The following is a 15005-nucleotide window of genomic DNA, read 5'->3' as shown; positions in this document are numbered from 1 at the left end:
CCCTATGAACGGCTCTTCCGCTTGGTCATGATGAAGGATGCAACGGACAACAATATGATGATAATAAACAGGCAAAATGCGATGGCAGCGCCGTAACCAAATCGTGTGCTCTGAAATGCTACATTATAGAGATACATAATGCTCGTCATGGCTGCTCGGTCAGGACCGCCATTGCCGTTGGTTAGTGTAAATGGCTGATCGAAAATCTGGATGCCCCCAATAATAGATGTAATCATCTGAAACAGAATAATTGGACGGAGCATCGGCACGATAATATGAATGAAAATATGTTTCTTTTTCGCGCCATCCATCTGTGCAGCTTCCAGCAATGAAGGATCAATGCCCTGAAGACCTGCAAGGTAGATGACCATGGAATAGCCGAAGTATTGAAAAAACAAAATGGATGATACAATCAGACGCATAAACCAGGGATCATTTTTCCAGTTAATTGGATCTTGTATTATACCGGTCTGCACCAAAAAATGATTCAGTCCGCCAGACTGCCAGTCAAAAATCAAGCTCACAAGCAATCCAAGTGATGCCGCCGTAACGATGTTGGGAAAAAAGTATACGGCTCTGAAAAAGTCCCGTCCTTTGAGCAGCTTATCATTCAAGATAAAAGCCAACACAAGTGAGATTGTGAGCTGTGGAACTACAGATACGCCCCAGATGAATAACGTATTAAACAAGGTTTTGTAGAACAACGGATCTTGTAATACGGCAACGTAGTTACCGATCCCTACAAAGTCAGGTGTCGTGATCCCATCAAAGTTGGTGAAACTGATGTAGAGGGAATATAAAATGGGATACAGCCCAAAAGTGGTGAAAATAATAAAAAACGGAGCAATGAAATAGTAGCCGTAATGGTCCTTGCGAATCGTTTTGGCAAACATGTTCTATCCCCCCAGTTATCATCGGATGTGTATATTCATTCGCTTACTAATCCACTTCCAGCTCCGGAAATCTCAAGGTGACATCACGTTTGATTCGCTTTACGACTTCTTCCTTGGTCTGAATGTCCTTGTTGAGATATAACTGGAGTACAATCTTGTAGATATCATTGTTAATCGTGGCATCATATTTGGTGCGTTCGTATACAGGTACCCGTTTTGCAGCCTCCGAGAAAAACTCGAAATGCTTTTGTCCTCCCAAATAAGATGATGAGAGAGACGGGGCAAGTTCATCATTCACAACCATGTTGCTGGTGAAATAATCCTGTTCTTTCGCTAACTCGGATAGAAAATCGTGGTCAAAATTATAGAACTCAATAAACTTCCAGGCCAAATCCTTTTTCTCACTTTTACTGTACATCGCGATGTAGGTTCCACCTGAACTAAAGGCTGACGGTCCCTGGGCTAAGCCCCACATGCCTTCGGTATCCGGAGCGTTTGCCTTGAACGTATATTGCAAACCCCAGGTTGCCCCGGGATAAAACATGACCTCTCCTTTTTGCATGGATGCAGCGTAACCGGCACTTCCATCTTCATACTCGGCAAGTACATTCCGCTCACGTGCTTCACGTACAAGATCAAGCACTTCCAAGTACGTTGGATCGATGACAAGTTTGCCGTCCTTCACCCAAGGTATACCATCATATGAATTCGATATAGCATTCCAATTCGCCAATGCATGTACTTTATTCCCGCTAAGTTGCTGTACCTTCTCTCCAATCTCGAAGATCTTCTCCCATGTATCGATCTGTGAACCCACCTTCTCAGGATCATCGGTGCCCAGATATTTCTTCGCCAGATCCCGACGATAGTAGATGCCCCCTGGTGTTCCCTGATAACCTATCGCTCTGACATTTCCCTCACTGTCCTGTTCATTGGCCTGAACAAAAGCATATTGTTCCTGGATAAGTTCATTGGCGTTATACGGCGAAGCTGATAAATTCTCCAGATATGGAACGTCAATCAGCTCTCGAATATTCGCATTTTCAATCATAAATACATCTGGAGCCTTCGAGGTTGTCTGTAGCGCAGATTTCAGCTTGGTGATATAGAAATTACCAGGGATGTTGACAAAGTTCACTTTGATGTCAGGATATTTCTGTTCGAATTTCTCGATAGCGTACCCTGCTTCATCCGTAAAACTCCACACAGTAATCTCCTGTTGCTTGGTTTGACTCGATGGACTGAACTGACAACCAGCTAACAACATCGCTGCACATACAAATACAATAGTTGGCTTAAACCACTTCTTCATAGGCCCCCTCCTTCAAAAAGGAAACGCTTACAATTTATTAGAGTATATTGATTTTGGAGAGGGCTTTCTCCACAAATATTGTGCATTACCCTCCATATTTTGTGATATTCGTACGATGTTTCTTACGAAATTCGGAGGGTGTACAGTCATTATATTTTTTAAAAAGACGATTATAGGAGTTAACATTGTTAAATCCATGTCCGATCGCAATCTCCAGAATCGTATCCTGACGGAACAATAAAGCCCACTCGGACTTGATAATTCGAAAATGATTCAAGTATTCCATCAGTGTTACTCCCTTGATCTCTTTAAACAGCTTGCAGACATGGAACTTGCTGAATTTAATATGTTCTGCCACCTGTTCCAGCTTAATGGGCTCAGCATAGTGCTCCTCCAGGTATTCACAGACCGATTCAAGGAATTCAAATTTTTTGGAAGAAGTACATGCCCATCCTGAAGATGAAGATTCATCGGTGGTAACCGGTACTTTGGTACGTAATAAAAGTATGATGAGATCATACAACCTAGATACCATTAACCATCGGTATCCCGGCTTCTGATTTTTCTTCTCGGTAATGATGTCATCTATATATAGAGTCAGATTGCTCTGACTTCCCGTATTCGAGGGAATAACTGTTGTTTTGTTGAAAAGTTGTCCGAGATCCTGAATTTCGGCTTCGGTCGTGAAACTCCCGGTTAATAATTCGAGTCGGAACAAAATAATGGTCAAATGTTCGGTCCCCGGCAAAAAGCAGTGCACATCCCCTGGTTTGATCAGTAACACATCCCCCTTTTCTAACTCACACACGTGGTCGTTCACGCCAATTCTGGCGCTCTTACCATTGACGAGAACCAGTTCAACCTCATCATGCCAGTGTGCAGCATAATTGAACTGATTTCCTGTATGAATTACCCGAATGGGAAAACCTTCTTGCATATGGCCTGTCTCCAAAAAAGTGGGTACGCCCATCGTATCAACCTCCATTTATTTCCAATGCAAAATACTCCTCATCTTTATATTATGCATTAATGGCTACTCTCCTTTCTTTTTAAGAATTTAAAATTCTATAGAATGCAAAAAAACTCCTCAACTCAGGTTGAGGAGCCGAACAGAATCACGTTCCACGCATTGGATGTCCAGTGTATATAACGTCTCTACGCTCTCTCCATTCAGCAGTTGGAAGAGAACATGACCTGCAAGCTGGCCTGCATCCCTCTTCGGCTGACGAAATGTGGTTAGAGGTGGATTCATGTACTGAGATGCAGGTATATTGTCAAAGCCAATTACGGATAACTGCTCAGGTATTGAGATATCATGCTCCCTGAAGGCTTCCAAGCCGCCGATCGCCATCTCATCATTTGCAAAAAATACAGCGGATGGCAACTCTCCTTCAAGCAGTTTCTTGGCTGCATCGTACCCATCTTGCTTCATGTATTGTCCGCCAATTTTCCATTCGGGGTTCTCTTCAATGCCTGCCTCCTTCAAGGCTTTCAAATAACCTTGATAACGATGGAGATTACATTCCGATTGTGATGGGCCACTAATATAAGCTATAGTCCGATGCCCTTTATCGATCAGATAACGGGTAGCCAAGTAACCACCTTGCGTATCACTCATCAAAACCTTTACAATATGTTGAGCATCCAGATCCCGATCCATGACAACAATCGGAAACCCTGCTTCAGATGCTTCAATCAGCAACTGATCTTGAATATTCTGAGCAATAACAATAGCTCCGTCAATTCTTCGTTCACGAATGTAACGATGGGCTGTCGACTTCTCTCCACCCAACGAACTACATACGATCATATCGTATCCATGACTCATAACGACGGTTTCTATTCCGTTCACCAAATCCGAGAAATACGGGCTGGACATGTCATGGACAATAATACCAATGGTTTGTGTACTATTTCGTTTTAATTCCGATGCAGGACCATGCCTAACATAATTGAGTTGACTCGCTGCCTCAAGCACTCGAAGTCTTGTCGGCTCACTTACATTCCCTTTATCGTTGAGTACGCAAGATACGGTCGAACTGGCTACACCAGCCATCTTGGCTACATCTTTAATCGTTGTCATCATATATACTCCTCAAAAACAGTTTCATCTGTTTAGTTCATTATGGCAGTAACACAGCAATACACACGGGATAGTTCACTAGCATTTTAACACGTCAGTCCAGTCATGTCTCTTAGCAAAACATCAACTACGATAAAACATATTAAAGAAACCGAGGTGCCTTCATGAGATTTAATGAATATGTAATAGGTCAGCGTTACGAAACCACATCTTTGGCATTATCCAAGAGTGATATTATTGAGTTTGCCACAATCTATGATCCACAGTACATGCATTTGGATGAGGAAAAGGCCAAACAAGGCCGATTCGGCAGTTTAATTGCTTCTGGCATGCAAACGATGAATATCTCCTTTAAATTATGGATTGAGGTTGGGGTCTATGGAGAGCATGTCGTGGCGGGCACTGGAATGAATAACATTCAATTCCTGAAACCGGTCTTTCCGGATGATGAACTTCATGTCATTGCAGAAGTCATTGGGCTGACTCCCAGACGAAAAGGAAATGGGATTGTTACCGTGCTGCTGAGTACTTTCAATCAGAAGAATCAAAAGGTATTTCAGGCAGAATTAAGTGCTTTAATCGATAATTAAGGCTGAGAAAAAGCTCAAAAAAGCCGCCAATTGGCGGCTTTTCGTAGATATATCACATTGAAGCATTTTTAAGCGTTATATCCTTTCAATACCTGCCCCAAAATCTCTACACCCTTGACAATCTGTTCGTCTGAAGGGGTTGAGAAATTAAGTCTGATGGCATTACAAGGGTCTTGCTCGTTCACCAGGAATGCATTTCCCGGTACAACCGCAACCCCTTGTGCTGCCGCTGTCTTGGCATAATCAAGCATTGGCACATGTGCTGGCAGATCACACCAGAGGAACAGTCCACCATCCGGTTGGGTATAGGTAATGGACTCACCCATATGCTCTTGCAGCTTGTCCATCATCAATGTTGCTTTTCTCCGATAGACCTCACGAATGCTGTTAATGTGCCCCGCGTAATCATACTCTGTCATGAACTTATATGCCAGAATCTGTGGAAGCATGGCCGTATGTACGTCTTCTCCCTGTTTGGCAACAACCATCTTCTCCACGACTTCATGGGGCGCTTGTACAAAACCAACGCGCAGTCCTGCCGACAAAATTTTGGAGAATGATCCAACATAGATGACCAGACCCTCATCATCCATAGACTTGATGGTTGGCACATCGTCTCCATTGAATCGAAGTTCTCCGTACGGGTTATCTTCCAAAATCATAACGCCATACTTCTTAGCCAGCTCGTATATGGCCTTACGTTTTGCAAGACTCGTTGTTACACCGGTAGGATTCTGGAAACTTGGGATCACGTAGATCATTTTCACATTAGGCTCCGTTTGCAGCGCCTGTTCCAGCTTCTCGATATCCATACCGTCCATCTCCATCGGAACACCTGCAAGCTTTGCACCAGATGCCCGGAAGGAGTTCAGGGAACCAATAAAGCTCGGGCTCTCACAGATGATCGTGTCCCCTTCATTACAGAATACTTTACAGGCCAGTTCAATCCCCTGCTGCGCTCCAGATACAATGAACAATTGATCGGATGGTTTACCTGTATCAAAACCTGTCTTCAAATGTTGAGTCAATGCTTCCCTGAGGGGAACATATCCTTCCGTAATCCCATATTGCAGAGCTGTGACGGGGTCATGCTCCAGAATGGATTGAGTGAATGTGCGAATCGCCTCAATAGGAAAGGTTTCCGGAGCAGGATTTCCCGCGGAGAATGGAATCACATTTTGCCCCGAAGAAGCCTTCAGAATCTCACGAATAATGGATGGTTGCAGTGCTGCGATACGATTGGAAAATGAATAGTTCATCTTAAATAGTGCCTCCCGACATTTCATCTGAATTAACTCTCTATCATTACATTAGATTCTATTATACGAGCATTTCCCGAATTTCCAAACTGTCTCCACAAAATTAATGCTTGTACGCCAAAAAAGAGGCCGCCGTCAGCAACCTCTTTCGCATAAGTATTGAGCAAACATTCAGCCTGTTAGCGCGCTGCGTTCATCTCGGATAGCCGTGTGGCCTTCACAACATAAGCGGCTAGACCGGGGATCATCCGAGCCAGACCAGGATAGAATTTATTGGTTTTGGCAAAAGCCAGCTTTTGAATTCTTCTTGCGCGTCTGAGCAATTGAGTGAATTCCCGGCTTGCTTCCAGCGTGTAATTACTCTGCCAATCGGCATGTTCAATGTCACCTTGCAGGTACTTGTCAGTCCACCTTGCACACAGGAGTGAGGAGCGAAGAGCAATGGACATTCCGTCTCCACATAAGGGTGGTATCATCAGCATGGCATCCCCAATATGCGGATATTGGGACCACGGCTCAGGAACGTTGGACAGATGCAAGGGCGCAATCGACACTTGCGTTCCATCTACAGGTTTTCCCTCGGCTAAACGGGCTGCCAAGCTCACGTTTGTCAGGGATGCCGCCTGTAAAATATCGTTTACAGACTTGCCACTTCCCTGGACGGTATCCAGTGTCAACAATGCGGCGACATTCACAATACCATCCTCAATCGGAGAAATGCCCACGTAACCACCCTCGCAAAAATATAACTCTACCCGTGCGGGAATCTCTATCCCGCTGAAGTGGGACTTAACGCCAACGTATACGGTTTGGTCCCGCAGATCAGGTGCGGAAGCCATCCCGCGCGGCTTTTTGGTCCCATGTGCCCCGATAACGGCTTTGGCTCTGTAGCTGATCCGCTCATCTCCCTGTTTCACCTGAACCTCATAACTGGCATCCTCAAGCTGCTCGATGCTCGTTAAGGTCGCTTTGGTCACAATCTGGGCTCCGGCCTCCAGAGCCTTCTGATGCAAAATCTGGTCCAGCTCATATCGACTTATGCCATATGCGAATCCCGGCAGCGGTGCTTCGATCACTCCGCCTTGTGGCATAACGATTTTGGCATGATCCATCGTGCTAGGTTTCTTCGACTGGTCCAGTAGGTGAATGTCCAGAACTTCTAACATCTCCTTGGTTTCGGGTGACATGAACTCACCGCAGGTTTTGTGCCGCGGGAACTCCTGGCGATCCAGCAGAAGGGTCCGATGTCCTTTCCCTGCCAGTTGCATTGCACATGTACTGCCGGCAATTCCGGCTCCGATGACAATCACATCTATCGATTTCGACACGTAAGATCACCTGCCTTTCGTGGGAATTACAACAGAATAACGGAATAAGGGCTTCCATTCATAGGTCATCGTATCATGATTGAGACGTTGTTTAAGTTCCTTCCAATCCCTCCCTGTAAAACCTTTGGCTACGGAAAGAGGCCCATCATGACGAATATAACGATTGCGCGAGATCATCCGTGTAGTAATCCAGACCGCCTTATAGGATACGGGGTGGCGGTGAATATCATTAATAACGACACCGTATCTGGATGCTCTTAGCATATGAGAAACCATATCGACCAGCTGATCTCCGTCAAAATGATGTACAAACTGGGAACCTGTCACAATATCTGCTGAAGCATCCGGCAGTTGTGTAAGATCGGCACGTTGTACCCGGACTCGGGATTCGTCACGGAATAGTTGTCTCGCTTCATCACACGCTTCTTCCGTCAGATCAACCAACGTAATTTCCAGCTGAACACCCTGACGATCTGCCCATTGCAGTAGTTTCTGGTTCACATCTCCTGAACCTGCCCCCACATCCAGCAAGGTCAGCTTATTCGGCTTACCGACTGAGTTCCACAACTTCTCTACACCAGCCAGAGTTGGGCCAGGTGCTGCAAATATTTTGTTAAGACGTCTCAGATGTCTAAGCGCTTCACGCAGCTCCTCCCCTCCCAGAGAGAAGTCATCCATCAGTTCATCTTCCTTGGCTCGAATGGACAATGTTCTAAAAAAGGACATGATCGTGCTCCTCCATCACTGAAGATAATGAGGGGACATAAGTGAATTTCATCAACTCTGCGGTGAGTCCCGGTCCAAATGCCATGGCTACACCATCTGTGGAGGATTGACCCTGTGCCTTCATGTCCTCACGCATCGCGTTCAGTACAAACAGAATGGTATTGGAAGATAAGTTACCATACGTTCTGAGGACATCCCTGCTATACTTCGTTTGCTCGTCTCGCAACTTCATTACATTCTGCACAGAGTCCACAATCCCGCGTCCTCCCGGATGAATGGCCCATAGTTCAGGAAGCTGTTCACTTTGCAATAAGAGACGCAGTTCCTCTTCCAGATGAACACCTAACAGCTTCGGAATACGAGGGGATAGATACAGGTCATACCCCAGATTCCCCACCTCCCAGGTCATATCTTCAGTCGAATCCGGAAGAAGCACAGAATAACCCGTTCCCAGACTCAAAACATTCTTGTGCTGAGATTCTGGTGTGCCCACTACACAAGAAGAAGCAGCGTCTCCGAAGAATGAAGCTGCAAACAGCGCTTCCCGATCTTGTACGGGCTGAAAATGAATGGTGCACAACTCTACACAGACCACAAGGACCTGTGATCCGGGAGCTCCCTGCACCACATCTCGTGCCATCTGAACGGCTTTCAGCCCTGCGGCACAACCCTGAAAGATTAGCGGCAGTCGATTAACTCGGGCAGACAAACCCAAATGACGGATGAGCATAACATCAAGACCCGGCAGATATTGACCTGTGCAGCTGACCGTGATGATATGTGTGATGCTCTTTGGAGATACGCCTGAATCCTCCAGGGCTTTCTCTGCAGCCTCAACCCCGAGCGGAAGCGCCTCTCGCTTGTATGTATTCATTCGTTCTTCGGTTGTCGGGATGTCTGATCGCTCACCAGAGGGCAGATAACGGCATTCTTCGAGTGAACCCAGATAGCTCGGTTCCACGGTATATCGTGTTTCAACACCACAGGACTTGAATATTCGTCTGGCAAAACGGGCCAAATCTGGCCGATCCTGAAGAGAAGAAGCGATTAGTTCTGCAATATCTGACTGTGCTACGGGGTGAGCAGGTAGAGCCGTTCCCATGCCAAGAATCGCGATATCGGATGGACTGTTATATTGGTTCATAATAAACCTCCTGGTATTGGTCATTATTTCCTCTAATTTAACAACTCTTACCCTTAACGATATCGTTATAATCTCAATAAGGCTCCTAATCTAGTTTATTAACACATCCGCAAGCTCAGAAGCTTGGTTTCGCCAAGCCATTGAAGCAATCACACCAATGAACGAAAAAAGCCGCCATTAGGCGACTCCAAGTTAACTATATTCCTTCTAAGCGTCATTCTGATTCTGTTTATTTGTTCTGTTTATTTGGAAAATGCTTCTCTGATCTTGTCACTCACCAGGTACCAGGCATCCTCAGCCATCTGGAGATCGCCAAAATGCGTAAATCCATGAGCGGCTCCCTTATACTCCTTAAGTGTCACCTTCACACCGCTTGCTTCCAGCCTTGCTGCATATGTTCTTGCTTCTTGGGCCAGTGAATCTTTCTCCGCGGTAATGATCAATGCTTCTGGAAGTCCCTCTACTGATGTTGCAAGCACAGGTGAAGCCAACGGGTCTTGCGCCTCTTCTGATGTTTCAAGGTACATAGCATTGAACGTTCTGGCGATATCGGCTGGAATGGCTTCTGCAAAACTCGGTTTCTCGGCCGGATCTGTAGCCACATCCAATACGGCATAATCCATAATTTGTAGAACAATTGGCAGCTCGCTACCTCGTTGCTGATTCAGTAAACACACTGCTGCAGCAAGATTACCACCAGCGCTATGTCCCCCAATAGCGAATAGAGACGGGTTAACCGAGAAGGATTGCGGGTTGGCCTGGACCCACTGTACAACGTCGTAACATTCATGAACCGCCGTTGGGAACTTGTGCTCTGGTGCAAGACTGTAATCGATATTAACGACCACACAATCAGATCGATCAGCAATCAAGCGACACCATGGATCATCCATCTCTGCTTGTCCCAAGATGAAACCACCCCCATGCATATTAAAGAAGACCGGCAGAGGCGCGGAATGCTCCCTATCCGGTGTATACACAAGTACACGTGTATCCCCTTTAGTTGTAGGAATCATGACTTCTTTTACTGTGACCGCATACGTGGAACTGGGTTGAAGAGCTGCACCTGTACCGACGACATTTTGACGCATACGTTGTACCATTGCCAATTGTTGTTGTTGATCCATAGATATCACTCCTTTAGTGGATTGCCAATACGCCTTCTTCCGTTGTCACTTTAAGTATAGATGACACTTGTCTATTCCGTCATGTGCAATTCATTTGATATGTATTGATCAACATGCTGAAACGTCAACCAAAATTACCTTCCCCTGCTCTTAATGCTTCAACGTTAACATTCAGTGCCAGGAGATTGGTTTGGGTCCGTGCTTGTTTCCTTTTTTTTGTGGAACATCATCCAGACCCCCATCAAACAAAATAAAACGCTGCACCCCATGCCAAACAAGCTACTGGTTTTTAATGCAAGAGGTGAGCCTTGCATGGTAAGTAACGTCGCTTGGGTCACCACGATGGATACCATCGCATCGGTGAAGTTAATCATTTTCAATGTAGATATGATCGGGTTATGGAGATGACGGTTCGCCCAGGTACCATACACGGCAAAAACCAGCTTGGTAAAAGCAACTGTAGATACGATATACACGATGTTACCCTCATATATGAAGGCATCGTCGATTAGATACATTCGCAGGCAGACCATCGAATAGGACACGCCTAGTAAACACAGGAACAGACCTCCGCGCTTATATACCGTAAGCTCCAATCTATATCTTTCTTCGGGAGAGTCCATCCTCTTGGTAACTGTATATTTATGGAGCACTTGGCCTTTTGCCACACACAGAATCAGATAATATACTGCATTTGTAATGAACCATCCCGAAAGCAGATATATGCCCAGGATTAACTTGCCTATCCCTGTTACCGCATTGATAACAAGGGAAGCCACATTAAACAAGGCCGTTCGATCTTGTTTATTTCCAAGGTAATGGAACCAAATGGACTTCAAATATGTCTTCATTTTCATAGGATATTCATTCTGTTAGAGAAGCAGACCATTAGCCTTTTCACCTACCTCTTAAATGTCAATAACATGATGAATGAGGTGTAGAGAAAGTGGTATACGTTCTCCTCATTCGGCCAAAGATTCCCGAACGCTTTTTGGAAGGGATTTGACAACCATATCATACGAGTGATCGATCATGACATAGATATCTTCATCGGACAATGAACCATCCAGCGTAATGGTATTCCAGTGTTTTTTGTTCATATGATATCCCGGTTGAACTGCTTCATGCTGCTCTCTCAGGTTCTCTGCAATAATGGGGTCACATTTTAAGTTTAAACGACAGTTCTTTTCTTTGTTTTCAAAAATAAGCGCGAACATCTTACCCGCAACCTTAATCGCGACTGGATCAGGCCCAAATGGATAATCCTTGGTCGCACCTTTCTTGCTCAAACTGTATTCAATCATCGTATCCTTCAAGTCAGTACCTCCCTTTCACCAGTAGACGATATAATGATACCGAATGTAAGTTCGTATGTAAATAAGCTCGTTACACATAAAAGCACATAATAAAACCTCCTCCAAATGAATGGAGAAGGTTTTATCTGGATTTATTTAGATCTTAATTGGCTCTATCATTCCTAGTTTTGCTGCTGCGGCTGAATGAGCCATGGTTAGATTTACTGCTACTGCTGTTTGATCTACTGCTATTGGGTCTACCGTCGTTTGAACGACTACTGTTTGATTTACCACTCTTGGCAAACCATTCGGATTTGGGCTTGCGTGCCGGGTTAGCTTTGGACTTCGCCGGTTTGCCTGCAGCCGATTTGTTGAACGAAGGTTTACTGCCTGATGCTTTGCTAGTTTTATCAAACACAGGTACACCTGTCATTGGATACGGATGACCTTTCACTTCAGGAATCGTCTTTTTGATTACTTTCTCGATATCCTTCAGGAATGGAAGTTCATCCTTCTCGCAGAACGATATGGCCATCCCGCTTTTGCCAGCTCGCCCTGTACGTCCAATACGGTGAACATACGTTTCCGGAATGTTAGGCAGGTTAAAGTTAATGACATGTGAAAGTTCCTCTACGTCAATTCCTCTTGCCGCGATATCCGTCGCAACTAATACACGTGTTGCACCACTCTTGAAGTTGTTCAGTGCCCGTTGTCTCTCGTTCTGAGACTTGTTGCCATGAATAGCCTGTGCCGTAACATTCGCTTTGGCCAAATCACGTGTAACCCGGTCAGCGCCGCGCTTCGTGCGTGTGAACACCAATGCCGTGACGATGGATTTATCCTCCAAAATTTGGTTCAACATATGTTGCTTCTTGCCGTTCTCCAACAAATAAATAGACTGCTCAATGCGGTCTACCGTTGAAGATACCGGTGTGATTTCTACTTTGACTGGATCAACCAGCAGGGTTTTAACCATTTTGGTGATTTCAGGAGGCATCGTAGCTGAGAAGAACAGCGTCTGCTTTTTGTTCGGCATTTTGGCAATGATTCTTTTCACGTCATGAATGAAGCCCATGTCCAACATCCGGTCTGCTTCATCCAAAACGAGAATCTCAACCATCTTCAGATCAATACGTTTCTGGTTAATCAGATCGTTCAATCTGCCAGGTGTCGCGATAATAATATCTGCACCTTGATTCAACGCACGCTCTTGCACTTTTTGCGAAACGCCGCCAACGATTGCCGTACAACGAATGTCCGTATACCGGCTATATACCTTGATGTTATCCGCGATCTGAATCGCCAGTTCTCGTGTTGGTGTCAAAATTAATGAGCGAATATGTCGTGCGGACTTCGATCCTTGCCCTTTGGATCTTTCGCTTAATAATTGAATGATCGGCACTGAAAATGCTGCCGTCTTGCCTGTTCCTGTCTGTGCACATCCCAGCAGATCTCTGCCAGCTAATACAGCTGGTATGGCCTGTTCCTGTATAGGGGTAGGATTAGTATAGTTTGCTTTGCTTAACCCTTCCATAATAGAGGGGATAATATTTAAGTCCTTAAATGTCATGTTGTCTCCTTCATTTACGCACATCTATCAATATGACGCATCTTTTATTTCACACGTAACGTATAAGGATACCATTAAAAACGTAATTTGTACATTATCTTTTTAAAATCACTTTGTTTAACTGACCAATTTAAGACCAACTGCCGATCCGAGCACCATAGCGATAAACAGAATTCGAAGGGCATTTCGAGGTTCTCCATAAAACACCATGCCCAGAATGGCACCACCGGAGGCCCCGATTCCCGTCCATACGGCATATGCTGTCCCCATCGGAAGAGTTTCCATTGCAATGGACAGGAACAGGAAGCTTAAACCAAACCCGCCTACCAATAGAACCAGTGAAATGAGATTACGGTCTTTGTGCAACTTGTTTATCATCAGCACTCCGATCATCTCAAATATACCTGCCAAGATAAGAAATACCCAGTTCATTATAGCTGCACCTCCTTATTCTTCTCTTTGCTAAGCATTTTAAGACCAATCACGCCGAGTAAAAGTACACCAATGAGTACCATTTTTCCGGTTTGAACAGTCGCATTAAACAGAACAATCTCTGCAAGTACCGTACCAGCGGTACCCAGGCCAACAAATACTGCATACACGGTTCCCACAGGCAGTGTCCGCGAAGCTGCAATCATCAAGGAGAAACTAATGATAATTGCAACCAACGTAAACCCCCATTCCAGCAGACCACTGGCATGTTTCAATCCAATGACCCAACCCACTTCAAACAACGTAGCAATTACAACCGACATCCACGTTTTATTCATTCTTGTAACACTCCTTCTCTACTACATTTTTTGTACAACCCGTAAGGTACATTAGCGAAAAAACAAAAAAAGCCCGGGAAACAAACTGCATGTAGCAGTTCATCTCCCAGGCTTTTATCCCTCCGTGGCACAACCAACAGGTTGCGGGTTTTCTCTCGGACCAGACCGACATATCCATCGCGGAACCCTAGAAAACCTGTTTTTATTCTAATGTGTCTCCAATTATACACACTTCCACTATCTTGGCAACCCCGTAAGTGTGATCACGCCATTTATTTGATAATCAAACCCATTAATCCTACAAATGTGGCGGCTTGATGTGGTGAAATCACACAACCGTTGAGATCTTCCATGGTCAGCACCAAGGAGTCAAATTCGCAATCGCTAAGATCCAAATCCTTCATTTTGGTCCCCGTTAAGGAAGCTTGGTCGATGTTACATTGACTGAACTCCATTTTTTGCAGTGCCAGATAGGCAAAGTCCGCACCAATCAATGTACATTCCGAGAAGGAGACCTGTTTCAGATGGGCAAAACGGAAATTGCTGTAGTCGCCTAGACCATGAAGGAAACTGACATTTTGCAATCGGCTATTGGAAAAATCCGTTCCGACAAACTTGCAGTTATGCCATTCGATCCGGTGCATGAAGGCACTTGAGAGATTGACATTGGAGAAGTCGCAGTGTTCAAAGCGAACATCTGTGAATTCAAATTGTTCCAAGGTAGACTCCGAGATGGTCACATGTCTAAATACAACATTTTCAAAGGAAACCTTACTCGCTTCCTGTTGATCCAATGTAATGTTCTCGATCAGTTTGTGTTTGTACTCCACTTTGGATTCCAGGAATGCAATCGTTTCCGGTTCGAGCAACTGCTCCTGAATCTTGGGTTTGTCCATTTTCATCCCGTA

The 15005-nt window shown here is 45.0% G+C and carries 16 protein-coding genes and 1 riboswitch; of the genes, 1 reads left to right on the top strand and 15 read right to left on the bottom strand.

Translation table 11 applies throughout. The annotated features are described in order from the left end of the window. Positions 1-2: 2 nt before the first annotated feature. The 4 genes from MKY01_RS14610 to MKY01_RS14595 form a co-directional block, all read right to left on the bottom strand. Positions 3-893, bottom strand: a complete 891-nt coding sequence (locus tag MKY01_RS14610; RefSeq protein ID WP_036608160.1) for a sugar ABC transporter permease — start codon at positions 891-893, stop codon at positions 3-5. 46 nt (positions 894-939) lie between these two features. Continuing rightward, entirely contained in the window at positions 940-2205 is a 1266-nt protein-coding gene (locus tag MKY01_RS14605; RefSeq protein WP_036608163.1) for an extracellular solute-binding protein, read from the bottom strand. Between the two features lie 85 nt (positions 2206-2290). After that, entirely contained in the window at positions 2291-3175 is an 885-nt protein-coding gene (locus MKY01_RS14600; protein ID WP_282321508.1) for an AraC family transcriptional regulator, read from the bottom strand. A gap of 117 nt (positions 3176-3292) precedes the next feature. Continuing rightward, positions 3293-4291 carry a LacI family DNA-binding transcriptional regulator gene (locus MKY01_RS14595; protein ID WP_315371620.1) on the bottom strand — a complete coding sequence of 333 codons (999 nt, stop codon included), beginning with the start codon at positions 4289-4291 and terminating at the stop codon, positions 3293-3295. Between the two features lie 161 nt (positions 4292-4452). Here MKY01_RS14595 and MKY01_RS14590 point away from each other — a divergent pair, with 161 nt between their 5' ends. After that, the gene (locus tag MKY01_RS14590) at positions 4453-4878 is read left to right on the top strand and encodes a MaoC family dehydratase (protein ID WP_315371619.1); all 426 of its coding nucleotides are present in this window, start codon (positions 4453-4455) and stop codon (positions 4876-4878) included. 68 nt (positions 4879-4946) lie between these two features. On the opposite strand, the gene MKY01_RS14585 is transcribed toward MKY01_RS14590, so the two are convergent. The 11 genes from MKY01_RS14585 to MKY01_RS14535 all read right to left on the bottom strand — a co-directional run bounded on the left by MKY01_RS14585 (position 4947) and on the right by MKY01_RS14535 (position 14999). Continuing rightward, positions 4947-6137, bottom strand: coding sequence for a PLP-dependent aminotransferase family protein (locus MKY01_RS14585; protein WP_076317962.1), 1191 nt, complete (start codon positions 6135-6137; stop codon positions 4947-4949). 179 nt (positions 6138-6316) lie between these two features. Then, the gene (locus MKY01_RS14580) at positions 6317-7465 is read right to left on the bottom strand and encodes an FAD-dependent oxidoreductase (RefSeq protein WP_315371617.1); all 1149 of its coding nucleotides are present in this window, start codon (positions 7463-7465) and stop codon (positions 6317-6319) included. A gap of 6 nt (positions 7466-7471) precedes the next feature. Then, on the bottom strand, positions 7472-8191 hold the full coding sequence (locus tag MKY01_RS14575; RefSeq protein ID WP_127548355.1) for a methyltransferase domain-containing protein: 720 nt from the start codon (positions 8189-8191) through the stop codon (positions 7472-7474). After that, positions 8178-9335: a type III polyketide synthase gene (locus MKY01_RS14570; RefSeq protein ID WP_127548353.1), complete on the bottom strand. Its 1158-nt coding sequence runs from the start codon at positions 9333-9335 to the stop codon at positions 8178-8180. Before MKY01_RS14570 ends, MKY01_RS14575 begins: the two co-directional genes overlap by 14 nt. Before the next feature lie 242 nt (positions 9336-9577). Beyond that, complete coding sequence (locus tag MKY01_RS14565; protein ID WP_339286791.1) at positions 9578-10462, bottom strand: alpha/beta hydrolase; 885 nt, start codon at positions 10460-10462, stop codon at positions 9578-9580. 164 nt (positions 10463-10626) lie between these two features. Beyond that, positions 10627-11319 carry a hypothetical protein gene (locus MKY01_RS14560; RefSeq protein ID WP_315371708.1) on the bottom strand — a complete coding sequence of 231 codons (693 nt, stop codon included), beginning with the start codon at positions 11317-11319 and terminating at the stop codon, positions 10627-10629. Between the two features lie 105 nt (positions 11320-11424). Beyond that, on the bottom strand, positions 11425-11778 hold the full coding sequence (locus MKY01_RS14555; RefSeq protein ID WP_339286790.1) for an MmcQ/YjbR family DNA-binding protein: 354 nt from the start codon (positions 11776-11778) through the stop codon (positions 11425-11427). Positions 11779-11920: 142 nt separating this feature from the next. After that, a complete protein-coding gene (locus MKY01_RS14550; RefSeq protein ID WP_036608186.1) occupies positions 11921-13327 on the bottom strand; it encodes a DEAD/DEAH box helicase in 1407 nt (468 codons plus the stop codon). Between the two features lie 117 nt (positions 13328-13444). After that, entirely contained in the window at positions 13445-13759 is a 315-nt protein-coding gene (locus MKY01_RS14545; RefSeq protein WP_036670814.1) for a multidrug efflux SMR transporter, read from the bottom strand. Beyond that, complete coding sequence (locus tag MKY01_RS14540; protein ID WP_339286789.1) at positions 13759-14097, bottom strand: multidrug efflux SMR transporter; 339 nt, start codon at positions 14095-14097, stop codon at positions 13759-13761. The genes MKY01_RS14545 and MKY01_RS14540 overlap by 1 nt, the downstream gene beginning before the upstream one ends. Before the next feature lie 101 nt (positions 14098-14198). Continuing rightward, positions 14199-14299, bottom strand: a riboswitch (guanidine-I (ykkC/yxkD leader). A gap of 70 nt (positions 14300-14369) precedes the next feature. Beyond that, positions 14370-14999: a pentapeptide repeat-containing protein gene (locus MKY01_RS14535; protein ID WP_339286787.1), complete on the bottom strand. Its 630-nt coding sequence runs from the start codon at positions 14997-14999 to the stop codon at positions 14370-14372. Between the last annotated feature and the right edge of the window lie 6 nt (positions 15000-15005).

Source organism: Paenibacillus sp. FSL R5-0486 (assembly GCF_037975155.1).
In the GTDB taxonomy this organism is placed as follows: domain Bacteria; phylum Bacillota; class Bacilli; order Paenibacillales; family Paenibacillaceae; genus Paenibacillus; species Paenibacillus amylolyticus.
This window is presented reverse-complemented; position numbering and strand designations above follow the sequence as displayed.